Origin of the sequence: Paenibacillus sp. ISL-20 (assembly GCF_018613005.1) — a bacterium.
GTDB lineage: Bacteria > Bacillota > Bacilli > Paenibacillales > Paenibacillaceae > Paenibacillus_AQ.
In genome coordinates, this window is sequence record NZ_JAGGRD010000036.1 from 110,660 (window position 1) to 123,248 (window position 12,589).

The 12,589-nt window shown below is 53.6% G+C and carries 12 protein-coding genes; 7 read left to right on the plus strand and 5 right to left on the minus strand.

Features of this window, described 5'->3' with window-relative positions:
- The first annotated feature begins 32 nt into the window (after positions 1 to 32).
- Complete coding sequence (locus tag J7E85_RS21380) at positions 33 to 785, plus strand: SDR family NAD(P)-dependent oxidoreductase (RefSeq protein WP_215161314.1); 753 nt, start codon at positions 33 to 35, stop codon at positions 783 to 785.
- A 104-nt stretch (positions 786 to 889) separates the two neighbouring features.
- Entirely contained in the window at positions 890 to 1,648 is a 759-nt protein-coding gene (locus tag J7E85_RS21385; protein WP_215161316.1) for an SDR family NAD(P)-dependent oxidoreductase, read from the plus strand.
- 67 nt (positions 1,649 to 1,715) lie between these two features.
- Here J7E85_RS21385 and J7E85_RS21390 read toward each other — a convergent pair whose 3' ends face one another.
- The 5 genes from J7E85_RS21390 to J7E85_RS21410 form a co-directional block, all read right to left on the minus strand.
- A complete protein-coding gene (locus J7E85_RS21390) occupies positions 1,716 to 2,753 on the minus strand; it encodes an LLM class flavin-dependent oxidoreductase (protein ID WP_215161318.1) in 1,038 nt (345 codons plus the stop codon).
- 450 nt (positions 2,754 to 3,203) lie between these two features.
- The gene (serS, locus tag J7E85_RS21395) at positions 3,204 to 4,505 is read right to left on the minus strand and encodes a serine--tRNA ligase (RefSeq protein WP_215161320.1); all 1,302 of its coding nucleotides are present in this window, start codon (positions 4,503 to 4,505) and stop codon (positions 3,204 to 3,206) included.
- Positions 4,506 to 4,836: 331 nt separating this feature from the next.
- Positions 4,837 to 5,607: an ABC transporter permease gene (locus J7E85_RS21400; protein WP_215161322.1), complete on the minus strand. Its 771-nt coding sequence runs from the start codon at positions 5,605 to 5,607 to the stop codon at positions 4,837 to 4,839.
- Between the two features lie 37 nt (positions 5,608 to 5,644).
- Positions 5,645 to 6,355: an ABC transporter ATP-binding protein gene (locus tag J7E85_RS21405; protein WP_215161324.1), complete on the minus strand. Its 711-nt coding sequence runs from the start codon at positions 6,353 to 6,355 to the stop codon at positions 5,645 to 5,647.
- 86 nt (positions 6,356 to 6,441) lie between these two features.
- Complete coding sequence (locus tag J7E85_RS21410) at positions 6,442 to 6,966, minus strand: PadR family transcriptional regulator (RefSeq protein ID WP_215161326.1); 525 nt, start codon at positions 6,964 to 6,966, stop codon at positions 6,442 to 6,444.
- A gap of 221 nt (positions 6,967 to 7,187) precedes the next feature.
- On the opposite strand from J7E85_RS21410, the gene J7E85_RS21415 reads away from it, so the two are divergent.
- From J7E85_RS21415 to J7E85_RS21435, 5 genes are all read left to right on the plus strand, one after another.
- On the plus strand, positions 7,188 to 8,171 hold the full coding sequence (locus J7E85_RS21415) for an aldo/keto reductase (protein ID WP_215161328.1): 984 nt from the start codon (positions 7,188 to 7,190) through the stop codon (positions 8,169 to 8,171).
- 198 nt (positions 8,172 to 8,369) lie between these two features.
- The gene (locus tag J7E85_RS21420) at positions 8,370 to 9,125 is read left to right on the plus strand and encodes a threonine/serine exporter family protein (RefSeq protein WP_215161330.1); all 756 of its coding nucleotides are present in this window, start codon (positions 8,370 to 8,372) and stop codon (positions 9,123 to 9,125) included.
- 23 nt (positions 9,126 to 9,148) lie between these two features.
- Entirely contained in the window at positions 9,149 to 9,628 is a 480-nt protein-coding gene (locus J7E85_RS21425) for a threonine/serine exporter family protein (protein WP_215161332.1), read from the plus strand.
- 318 nt (positions 9,629 to 9,946) lie between these two features.
- Positions 9,947 to 11,713 (plus strand): LytS/YhcK type 5TM receptor domain-containing protein, encoded by a 1,767-nt coding sequence (locus J7E85_RS21430; RefSeq protein ID WP_215161334.1) that lies wholly within the window; start codon positions 9,947 to 9,949, stop codon positions 11,711 to 11,713.
- A complete protein-coding gene (locus tag J7E85_RS21435; protein ID WP_215161336.1) occupies positions 11,700 to 12,497 on the plus strand; it encodes a LytR/AlgR family response regulator transcription factor in 798 nt (265 codons plus the stop codon). Before J7E85_RS21430 ends, J7E85_RS21435 begins: the two co-directional genes overlap by 14 nt.
- Positions 12,498 to 12,589: the final 92 nt, after the last annotated feature.

Genomic DNA, 12,589 nt, shown 5'->3' on the forward strand with positions numbered 1-12,589 from the left:
AACCAATGACTAATATATCAGGAGGTATTCCCATGGGAATATTAGACAATAAAGTAGCAATCATTACAGGTGCAGCAGGTGGTATGGGTAAAGCCGACGCTCTTTTGTTTGCCCAAGAGGGAGCCAAGGTTGCGATTACGGACCTTCAGGAAGACAAGATCAAAGACGTCGTAGCCGAGATTGAAGCGCTTGGCGGTAAAGCGATCGGATTCAAGCACAACGTCGCTTCCGAGGAAGACTGGGTTCGTGTCGTGGACGAAACCGTTCAAAAATTCGGCAAGATCGACATTCTGGTCAACAATGCCGGTGTCTCCAATGCAACGCCGTTCATGGATTTGACGGTGGAAGGCTGGGAGAAGACGATGTCGATTAACGTTACGAGCATATTCCTCGGTCAGAAATATGCCATTCCGCACATGATCGAAGCCGGGGGCGGTTCCATCGTCAACATCTCCTCCATTGCCGGCCTGACAGGCGGCAGCGGCGCTGGTCCCTACACGGCAAGCAAAGGCGCGGTACGCATGCTGACTAAAGCCACAGCCGTTGACTATGCGAAGCATAACATCCGCTGTAATTCAGTTCACCCTGGCTACATCGAAACGCCAATGACCGTGGACTTGTTCAAGGATGAGCAAATGATGCAATGGTTCCAATCCCAGACTCCGCTTCCACGCCTGGGCAAAGCGGAAGATATCGCTCGCGGCGTATTGTTCCTTGCTTCGGATGAGTCTTCTTATATTACAGGCGTTGAGCTGCCGATTGATGGCGGATATTTTGCGAAGTAAGTCATTCTTCCATTGGCTTGTCTATAGGCTATAGACGGCAGAAATGATCGTGATACTACTCGGTCAGACCTAATTTATCTTGTCATCAAGGGGAGTGTTGTTTCATGTCCGATAACAAACAGATCGCTGTCATTACCGGCGCAGCCAGCGGGATCGGCAGAGCCAGCAGCTTGAAATTGGCAGAGAACGGTGCAAAGGTAGTGCTCGTTGACTTCAACAAGGAAGCCGGCGAAGAAACGCTGCGTTTGATCAAGGAACAGGGCGGAGAGGGAATCTTTGTGCAAGCGGATGTAACAAAAACCGAGGATGTTCAGAACTATGTGAACAAGGCGGTTGAAGCTTACGGCAGAATCGATTTCTTCTTCAACAATGCAGGCATCGTGCAGAAGTTCTCGATGCTGGACGACATCGACGAGAATGAATTTGACCGTCAAATGACCGTGAACGTCAAGGGCGCTTTCCTCGGTATGAAGTATGTACTGAAAGTCATGAAGGAGCAGGGCAGCGGACATATCGTTAATACCGCTTCCACGGCGGGTATCCGCAGCGAGCACAGTGCGGCTGCTTATTCGGCAAGCAAGCATGCGGTGGTGGGCTTGACGAAGGGAGCAGCGCTGGAATACGTGAAGCAGGGCATTCGCGTGAACGCGATTTGTCCGGGCGGCGTTCAGACGCCGCTTACGGCAGCGGTGGCCAAGTCCTTCATGGAAGGCGGCTACGTGCCTGAGGAAGTGGGCAACATGCGGATGGGACGTCCGGCTGAGGCGGATGAAATCGCGAACGTGGTTGCCTTCCTGGCTTCCCCGGGCTCCAGTTACATGACAGGCTCACTGGTTACGATTGATGGCGGATTGACGCTGTAAATATAAAGAAAAAAAGACCAGTCAAGCACCGGAATACCGGGTTTGATTGGTCTTTTTGGTATAGCATTTATTTGATACCGATGACATCCGCCAGCAGCTCATAAGAACGCAGGCGAGCCTCATGATCGTAGATGGCAGCCGCGACAATGATCTCGTCCGCGTTCGTTGACTGCTGGAACTGCTCCAGCTGCGCACGGACGGTTGCGGGGCTGCCGATGGCGGAGAAGCTGAGCTGGCGCTTCACGATGGCCTGCTCCTGCAGGTTCCACAGATCATCCATGCTGTCCACCGGTGGACTCAGCTGGCCGGTGCGGCCGCGGATAATGTTCAGGAACTGCTGGTAGGGCGAGGTAGCCAAGCGCTGCGCTTCCTCATCCGTGTCGGCACAGATCACGTTCACGCCGATCATGGCATACGGCTTGCTCAGCTCGGATGAAGGGCGGAAGCTGGTACGGTACAGATCGAGCGCGGCCATCAGATAATCCGGAGCAAAGTGGCTCGCAAAAGAGAACGGAAGCCCCAGCTGGCCTGCCAGCTGCGCACTGAAACCGCTGGAGCCGAGCAGCCAGATCGGTACATGCAGGCCTTCTCCGGGAATCGCCCGGATGCGCATGGACGAGCCTGAGGTGGGCTGGAAGTAATTCCGCAGCTCGCCGAGACGATCCGGGAAATCCTGGCCGTCGCTGCCAGGACCGCGGCGGAGCGCACGGGATGTGAGCTGATCCGATCCCGGCGCACGGCCAAGACCGAGATCAATCCGGCCGGGATACAACGATTCGAGGGTCCCGAACTGCTCGGCTATGACCAGGGGAGCGTGGTTCGGCAGCATAATGCCGCCGGATCCGACGCGGATCTTGCTCGTGCCCCCGGCGACATGGCCAATGACGACCGAAGTGGCCGAGCTGGCGATCCCCGGCATATTGTGGTGTTCGGCAAGCCAGTAGCGGTTATACCCCCACTTCTCGGCATGCTGGGCCAGATCGAGTGTATTCCGCAGCGACTGTGCAGCGGTGCTGCCCGCTGTAATCGGGGCGAGATCCAGGATGGAAATAGGGATATCGCGAAGCGTTTTGGGCGCTGTATGATCAAGATGGGGTTCTGTCATATGGGTTGACCTCCTTATTCGTGCGCGGCACGGTAAGTTTTTATATAGGGAGAAGATATCCGTCTGGATGCTGAAAATATGAAATCTATTATCGATAGTTGATATCCCTATATAAAGAACATTATATACCTACTTAATCCATAAGAAAAATGTACTTCGAAGAACCTTCACAGAAGCCAGACCACATTTTAGAGGAAATTTTTCTTGCGATTATCGAATGGTTCAGCTTCGATAATCTAAAGAAAAATGTACATCGACGTATCTTCATGGAGGCCGGATAGCTGCTCCATATAATATATGCCTTTTATTCTGATCAAATTATCGGTGAATCCCATTCAGTGCATTTATGACGGAGCTTTGGCAAGCTTTTCGTTAAGAAGGTAAGAATAGCAAAACAACGCAGCCTTGAGGGCTGCGCTGTTGAATGTTCAGATTATGTTGGTTTTGTCTTCATTTCGTTTCACTTGGAGGCTCAATCCGCTCCATCCCGTTCATGTAAGGTCTGAGCGCCTTTGGAATGAGGATCGAACCGTCGGCCTGCTGATGGTTCTCCAGCAGCGGGATGAGAATTCGCGGCGAAGCGACGGCTGTGTTGTTCAGGGTGTGGCAGTAGCGCAGCTTGCCTTCTGCGTCCCGATAGCGGATGTTCGAGCGACGCGCCTGAAAGTCGAGCAGATTCGACGACGAGTGAGTCTCCCCATAAGCCCCGCGGCTTGGCATCCATGTCTCGATGTCGTATTGCTTGTATGTTTTCTGCGACATATCCCCGGTACAGACGGCAACGACACGGTAAGGCAGTTCGAGCTTCTGTAGCAGCTCCTCGGCATTGGCTGTGATCTCTTGCAGAAGCTGCTCCGAGGCTTCCGCGCTGGCTTCGCAGAGAACGACCTGTTCCACCTTCGCGAACTGATGCACCCGGTACAGGCCCTGGACGTCCCGGCCGCCCGAGCCGACCTCGCTCCGGAAGCACAGCGATGCTGCTGCCAGGCGAACCGGCTGCGACACATCGACGACTTCACCGCTGTAGAACGATACCAACGGCACTTCCGACGTACCGACGAGCCACTTATCTTGCTCCATAATTTGAAAAGCCTGATCCTGACCAAGCGGGAAGAAGGCTGTATTCTGCATGGCCTCCGTCCTAACGGTTAACGGTACGTCCATAAGGGTAAAACCCTTGGCGACCAGCATATCCACCGCAAGCTGCTGAACGGCCCGATGCAGCATGGCGCCGATGCCGGTGAGGTAGTAGCTGCGCGTGCCGGCGGTTTTGACGCCGCGGGGAATGTCGATCATCCGGTGCAGTTCGCCGAGCGTGACATGATCCCTGTATTCATAATCAAACACGGTGGGCTCGCCAACCCGTCTGATCTCTACATTGTCCTCATCCGAAGCTCCGACCGGCGTATCCGGCGAAACGATATTCGGTACAAGGATGAGCAGCTTGTTGTAGGCGTCGTCAACCTCCCGGTATAACGCTTCCTGCTTGCCCAACTGATCGTTGATGTCCTTGACCTGCTGCTTCGTCCGCTCGGCTTCTTCCTGTTTACCTTGCCGCACGAGCGTGCTGATCTCCTGCGAGATGGTATTGCGCTGCTGCCGCAATCTCTCCACGGCCAGCAGCAGTGTCCGGCGCTGGTCATCCAGCCGGACAAGTTCAGCAACCGACAGGGCGATGCCTTTCTGGTCAGCCACTCGCTGCAGTTCTTCCTGATTCTCTATGCTCTCTCGGATCCATTTCATATCTAGCATGATCACCGCGCTCCTTCTTCTGAAAAATATAAAAAAGCGTCCTAGTCCATATGGGACGAGGGACGCTTATGCGCTCGCGGTGCCACCCAAATTGATTGAACCGTAACCTAATCACGAAACAGGTTGGTCCGTGTTCAATCCACTTTGATTCCGCGGTAACGGGCGGGTCCGGTTAACTTAGGGGGATGGGCTGATCGGTTGTAGGATCGGCTCCCCTTGACGAGAACGCCTCGGAGTTGGAAGCTCTTCATTGGCCTGATGTTGATATTGTTGTTCAGTATACCGCATGAGATGTCTTTTATACAAGAGGCTCTTCGGATTTTGTACGCTGTTACATCGACGCCGCTTTTTTCGCAGCTCCCTGCTTCCATCCGGCAGGCTGCTCCGCATCCCAGCGGAAGGTCCATGCGGCTGCGCCGAGGATAAGGACCGTGAAGCCCGCAAGAATCATGAGGGGCATCCAGATGCCGGAGATATCACCTTGCGGAGAAACGGCAATGGACATGGCATCGACCAGGTAATGGAACGGTTGCAGCTGACCCAGGATGACGACCCAGGCGGGTGCATGTTCTAACGAATAGAAGGCTTCACTTGTCAGCAGCATCGGAAAGCTTATCAGGTTCGAGATCATGTTGACATTGTTCTCGTCCCGAGACAGGTTGGCTGCCAGAAAACCGAGTGCGGTAAAACAAATGGTGCCGATCAGAAGTACAAGCAGCATCAGCGCAAGCCCTGTCAGGCTTAGCTTCACCTCGAGCATAAATAGACTCATGAGGATGACGCACACGCTTACGAGCAGTGCCAGCACGGTTCGTGCCCCTGTCATTGCGGTAATGAACGAGACGGTGCGAAAAGGTGTTACCCGCAGCAGCTTATAGATGCCGCGGTTGCGTTGGGCCATGACGTTAAAGGCGGTAACCATCGTGGCCCCGAACAAAATGTTCGTTGTCAGCACGCCCGCGAGGAGTTGGTGAGAATAGGCTGCGTCGTTGAAATATAGTCCCAATCCGATTAGCATGGCAATGGGAAATACGATGTTCCAGACCAGGGTATGGGTGTCGCGGAACATGCTCCGCAGCATGGTGGTCATAATGATTTGCATATATATTCCCTCCTAAGGTTTTTATTCTGACCGGTCTTTATTCCTGATCATCGGTCAGTTGGATATACAGTTGTTCGAGGCTATCTGTTCGGTAATAGCCGAGGAGCTCTTCCGGCGTGCCGGAAGCTTTCACCCGCCCATCGCAGATGAGCACCAGCCGGGAAGCGAGTTTATGAACCTCCTCCATGTCATGCGAAGTGAAGACAATCGAGGTGCCCTTGTCTGCCAGAGCACGGATCAGCTCCCGGATATCCCGGCGTGCCCGTGGATCCAGTGCTGCGGTAGGCTCATCAAGGAACAGCAGCTTGGGTGAATGGATTAGCGCGATGGCAATGGCGAGCCGTTTCTGTTGGCCTCCCGAGAGCCGAAGCGCATCAGTTTTGGCAGCATCCGCAAGCCCGCAGCTTCTAAGATGCTCGATTAGCTCCGCATCCTTAAGCCGCTTGCCATAGAAAGCAGCGAACATTCGCAGATTCTCAAGGGCGGTAAATCCCGGAAAGAAGGGGGTGGACTGCAGCTGAAGCCCGATGTGCGGGGCAGGATCCGTAGTCCAGTAGGTTACCGTGCCGATATCGGGTCGGCGCAGCCCCAGCACCAAATCCAGCGTCGTTGATTTCCCCGCGCCGTTCGGCCCGATGATCGCAAGCACTTCACCTTCCCGTATATCTAGAGCCACATCATGTACGACCGTTCGCTGACCATAGGTTTTTCTTAAACCTTTCGCTTGAATGAGAGTAGGTAACATCATCTCGTATTCACGCTCCTTATTAACCAATGTTATATATCCAATATTGGATATTGACCGGAAATGAAAGCCGCAGCTGATGCTGAGGCTTATTCTTGAACGAGTGTTATGATCTTGTTGAGAAAGGCGACGTCTTGTTCCAAGCTTGAGATCGCATTGTCGAAGGTAGCAAGAGCGATCTTCGATAAGCCGTACTGTCCCTTGATTTCTTTACCTGAACGCCATTGTTCCAGCGATTCTTCCACTTGCTTGAGGTTTTGCTGCAGCAATTCCACCGCTTCCTGCCTGGGAATGTTCTCGATCCAGACCAATCCAAGAGAGAAGTCGGATTTGACGGTATGGGGAGGAAGCGTCAAGGTTTCGCGGATCATCTTCTGGAATAACTTCTCGCCTTCGTCCGTAATACTGTAAATTTTGCGAAGTCTCGCACCGGTCCGCTCTTCAGCGGTGGCTGCAATCAGACCGTCGCTTTCCATCTTGTTAAGTGCATAATAGATGGAGCCGGACAGAATATTCGTCCATAGGTCCATGCGGCTGGCCTGAATAAGCTGCTGAATTTCATAGCCATGCATCGGGCGCTGGCGCAGGAATGAGAGCAGGATGAGGTTGGTCATGTTGGGTCACTTCCTTAGGATGTGTAGGTGAAGAATAATTTCATAACTGGATATCCAACGTTGGATATCTAATGATTGTAATTATAAATACGATGGAATGATTTGTCAACAATCTGCGGAAAAATAGGCAAATGTCATATATGGATTGAATGAAAGCGATTTAACGTTTAGTCTATTAGTGTGAACTAGTATGGCAGTTGGATGAGGAGGCTATATCGTCAATGAACTACAGACAATTGGGAAATACGGAGCTTCACATTAGCGAGGTCAGCTTCGGCACTTGGGCGATCGGAGGTTCATGGGGGCAGACCAATGATGAGGAAGCTTTGAAGGGATTGGATCGCGCCATCGGCGAAGGCGTGAACTTTTTCGATACGGCCGACGTATATGGAGATGGGCATGCGGAGGATTTGCTCGCACGCGCAACCAAAGGCAAGGAAGACTCGGTGCATATCGCCACCAAGTTTTGCCGTGCAGGAGATATTCACGATCTTCAGACCTACTCGGAGGACTCCATCCGCCTTTATTGCGAGAATAGCTTGAAGCGGCTCCAGCGGGAGCGGATTGATCTCTATCAGGTTCACTGCCCTCCCTTCGATGTCTTGAAGGACGGAAGGGTGTTTGAAGTGCTGGACAAGCTGCAGGCGGAGGGGAAAATCCGGCATTATGGCGTCAGCGTGGAGACGGTCGAGGAAGGACTGTTTTGTCTGGGGGTACCTGGCGTAAAGTCCCTGCAGGTTATCTTCAATCTGTTCCGCCAAAAACCGCTGGCCCAGCTGCTCCCGAAAGCCAAAGCGTCGGGCGTCGGCATATTGGTGCGCTTGCCACTTGCCAGCGGTCTGTTAACCGGGAAATTTACGGAGAACACCACCTTCAGCGAAGGGGATCACCGGAATTTCAATGCGAACGGGGAGCAGTTTAACGTGGGCGAGACCTTTGCCGGTCTCCGGTTCGAAAAAGGGGTTGAGCTCGCGAGAGAGCTCGCTTGGATTGCCGAGGGCCGAGGCGACATGGCTCGTGCATCCATGCGCTGGATCCTGGACTGCCCCGAGGTCAGCGCTGTCATTCCCGGCTTCCGCAGCGTCCGCCAGATTGAAGATAATCTGGGCACGCTGGAAGTGCCCTCATTCACCATGGAGGAAAAGGTACGCCTGGCCCGCTTCTATCAGGAGCGGGTAGCGGAGCACATCCGCGGTGCCTATTAAGCTGCATTGCGAGGATAAATAGTAAGAAGCCTCCAGATCATTCGGGGGGCTTCTTGTGTAGGAGGATGACTTTGTTCAGAACGATTGCAGCTGCTGCAGTGCTGCTTTAAAGCATATCCTATGCTTAATCATGGTAATGATACTATAATATAGGCAAAGATTCTGAATCGGAATGTGTTCAGCAGGAGGATTGTCGTTTTGAATGACTTGTTGAAGCGGGAGCATGACATCATCAAGGTCTGTTTGTTAGCAGGAAAAATCATGTTGCAAAGCGGTGCGGAGACCTATCGGGTCGAGGATACGATGATGCGGATCGCCGCGGCTTTCGGCGTGGAGAACAGCCACAGCTATATGACGCCAACCGGGATTATCTTCTCGGTGGAGGAGCCCCAGCATATTACGCGGCTCATTCGTATTTCGGATCGGACAACCAATCTCGATAAGATCGATCAGGTTAACAGCGTGTCTCGGAGCATAAGCCTCGGTGAGCTGACGATTGAGGAGGCTCATAGGGCGCTTGAGAAAATCGAGCATGAGCAGGCGATATATCCGGCATGGCTGTTGATTCTCTTGTCAGCGATCGCAAGCGGCTGTTTCCTCATTATGTTTCGCGGCATTTGGCCGGATTTCGTACCGGCGGCCATTGCGGGCGGTCTTGGCTTCTCCTGCTTTGTATACATGCATCGGGTCATACCGGTGCGATTCTTCGCCGAATTCTCGGGAGCGCTGGTCATCGGCATAACCTCCGTATGGATGGTCAGATACGGATTCGGCCATCAGCTGGATACGATCATTATCAGTTCCGTGATGCCGCTGGTACCGGGCTTGCTGATCACGAATGCCATCCGCGATTTAATGGCGGGGCATCTGATATCTGGCTTGTCCAAAGGCGCTGAGGCTTTTGTTACGTCCTTTGCCATCGGTGCAGGCATTGCGTTTACTTTGTCATTCTAAGAGATGAGTGAGTGGAGGTGAAGATGGTGGCAATCTTTTATATACAGCAGCTCATCACGAGTTTTGTTGCTTCGGCGGCCTTCGGGATGATATTTAACGTACCCAAAAAAGCACTGCTGCAGTGCGGGTTTGCTGGCATGGTGGGCTGGCTGCTCTACATCATGCTGCAGAACATGATGGTTGAGCCGGTGACGGCCACCGTGTTTGCGGCTTTTTGCGTGACGATGATCAGCCATTTTTTCGCCAAAAAATACAAGACTCCCATTATCGTGTTCAGCGTGTCAGGGATTATTCCGCTCGTACCGGGCGGAGTCGCGTATAATGCCCTTCGGCATGTGGCCCAGAATCAATTCGATCAGGCTGTTCAGCTGGGAGCGCAGGCCTTCATGATTTCAGGCGCCATCGCGCTGGGGTTGCTGCTATCGGAGGTGACCAATCAGGTGATTCGGAAGTGGTCGATATCCCGGAGAAGAGCTGGAAAACCCAATTCGACCGGCTCGTAAGCTCTCGCGATTCCAAAGAGACCTAACACATAAGGACGAGGAACAAGTTCGGATATTTTGGCCTTGCAGCTGCTTACTGGCCGTATCGTTCGCTTAACTGCGGGGATACGGTTTTTTTGAGTGCAGTGAAGGGTATATCACCTTCGTGAATATTTTTACATAAGTTTCATTTAATTCCTTTTTATTGTCCAGATCCTCGCTGTACTATATAATCTTTACTGCGTGAAATGAAACCGCATTCACATCTATCCTATCTATCGATACCGTCCACTGACCGACAGTTAAAGATTCCTAGTCTACCAAAGAAGAGGGATGTCCATGCAGGAGTTGACGCTGCATCTGTTCGAACGGATGGGCATGCTGCTCATCCTGACGTTTATACTGACGAGAATTCCGCTGTTCCGCCAATTGCTGGACCGCAAAGAGATGTCCGGCACACGAATGTTCATCTATTCCTGTCTGTTTGGCCTCTTCGGCATCCTCGGGGTGTATGCAGGTGTTGTCGTGGAGAATGGCGAATCCAGCTCCTCCTTCTGGCTGATGCAGCTGACGGAGGAGCAGGCCCTGGCCCATTCCGCCCTGGTCGGCGTTGTAATTGGCGGGCTGATCGGCGGGCCCCGCGTTGGCATCGGGGGCGGGCTTTTGGCGGGAGCCCATCTGCTGTATATCGGGGGCTACACGGGGCTGGCAGGAGCTATCGCCGTACCACTTACGGGTGCCCTGGCTGGGGGTGTGGCCCGATTCTTCTCGCAGGAGCGGGTTATCTCGCCGGCAAAAGCGTTATTTGTGGGGATGTTCGCCCCGATCCTGCACATGGGGGTTATTTTGATCTGTGCAGATGAGCCGGACCGCGCGGTTGAGCTGGTCAACCTGATCGGTCTGCCGATGGTGCTGACCAACAGCATTTCCATTGCGATCTTCACGACGATGCTGCGGGTTGCGCTCACCGAGGAAGAGCGGGCAGCCGCGTACGAGACGGAGAAGGCATTCCATATCGCGGAAGCTGCGCTGCCGCATCTGAAGCAGGGCTTGACGTACCGTACGGCTCAGGCCGTGGCCACCTTGCTGCTGCGCGAGCTGAAAACAACGGCAGTTGCCATTACGGATAGGGAGCTGTTCCTGGCCCATGCCGGTGCCGCCAGCCGTACCATTGATCCCGGAGAAGAGATCACATCCGACTTGACCAAGAATGTCATTGCGACCGGCGAGCTTCGGATCATAGAGAATGCGGAAGATATTCAGCCCCGTCATCCGGCGCTCGGCGCCGCCATTCTTGTCCCGATGATCGAGGGTCACGAAATCGTAGGCGTCATTCATTTCTACTTCAAGCGGCCGCAGGATATTCGGCGCGTTGAGCTGGTGATGGCCCAAGGGCTTGGACAGCTGATTTCCTATCAGCTCGGGGCCACGGCCCACGAGAAGATGAGCCATTTAATGAAAGAGGCGGAGCTTAAGCTTCTGCAGGCGCAGATCAATCCGCATTTTCTGTTCAATACACTCAATGCGATCCATTCGTTGATCCGGAGCGATCCGCTGCTGGCAAGACATGCCACGATGCAGTTGGGGGCGTTCATGCGCTTGAACGTCAAGGTCATGGCCTCCCGCAGAACGACCATTCGTGAGGAAATGGAGCTGTTGAATGCCTATTTGGACATTATTCAAATTCGGTTTGAGGATCAGTTCACGTTTGAATGCCAGCTGGATCCGGTGCTTGGCGAGCTTATGATTCCGCCTGCAACGCTGCAAATGCTGGTGGAGAACAGCATTAAGCACGGCTTGCGCGATAAAGCGAGCGGGGGCATCATCCAGTTGACCCTAAAGCGGGCGGGCGACATGGCGGTTGTACAGCTGCGGGACAACGGGGCAGGTATCTCCCCTGAGGTGCTGGACAGCCTCGGCGAACAACCGATCATCGGCAGCGAGGGGACGGGAAACGGCATTTACAATATTAATCAGCGTTTAATCAGCATGTTTGGCAAGGAAGCCAGACTCATCGTAGAAAATCTTGTAGAGGGCGGATGCAGCATATCCTTCAGCATCCCCTGCAGTCTGTCGGAAGGGAGCCGGTACCGTGAAGCGAATTAAAACGATGATAGCGGAAGACGAACGATTGGCAAGGGAGGAGCTGGCTTACCTGTTGGAACAGGAGCCTGATATCGAGCTGCTTCCTTATGCCACGAACGGTCGGGAGCTGCTCGAACTGGTTCCCTTACGGCAGCCGGATGTCGTCTTTCTCGACGTTCATATGCCGGAGCTGGAAGGATTGCAGGCTGCGCGGATGCTGAAGGCCTCCCCGATCTCGCCCTTGATTGTCTTTACAACAGCCTATGACGAGTATGCTGTCGAGGCGTTTGGTCTGAATGCGATTGATTATCTGCTGAAGCCTTACAGCCATATGCGATTAAAGGAAACTCTACATCGAATTCGCAGCAGGGTTCATGAAGGGCAAGTCTCCCCAAAGCAGGAAGCTTATGATGTCGCCACCCAGGCAGCTCCGTATCCATCCACTGAGGCTGCTGCCCGCAGTATGCGTGGCAAGCTGCTATTCGATGATGGGGACAAACATGTGCTCGTCGATCCCGAGGCGATACTGTACGCGGTGCGCGAGGAGCGGGTCATCCGCATATGGACGGCGGAAGGCCAGCGGATTACGAGCAAGAGCACGCTGCAGGAGCTGGAGGAGAAGCTGGCGGGTTACTCGTTCTTTCGTCCTCATCGCAGTTACCTGGTTAACGTGAACCGGATTGTGGAGCTGTCCCCTTGGCAGAACGGCGCTTACAATATTGTGCTAAAGGATGAGCAGCGGACGATGATTCCCTTGTCGCGGGAGGCCGCCCGGGATTTGTTCCGGTTGCTTAGAGAGGCCTAGGGAGAAGCGCGTGAGGACGGTGGTTGTCTTCCGGTTCAGGCGGCATATCCGTCCTTTCGCGCACCCTATCGGACGTTTCGCGCAGGAGCTGT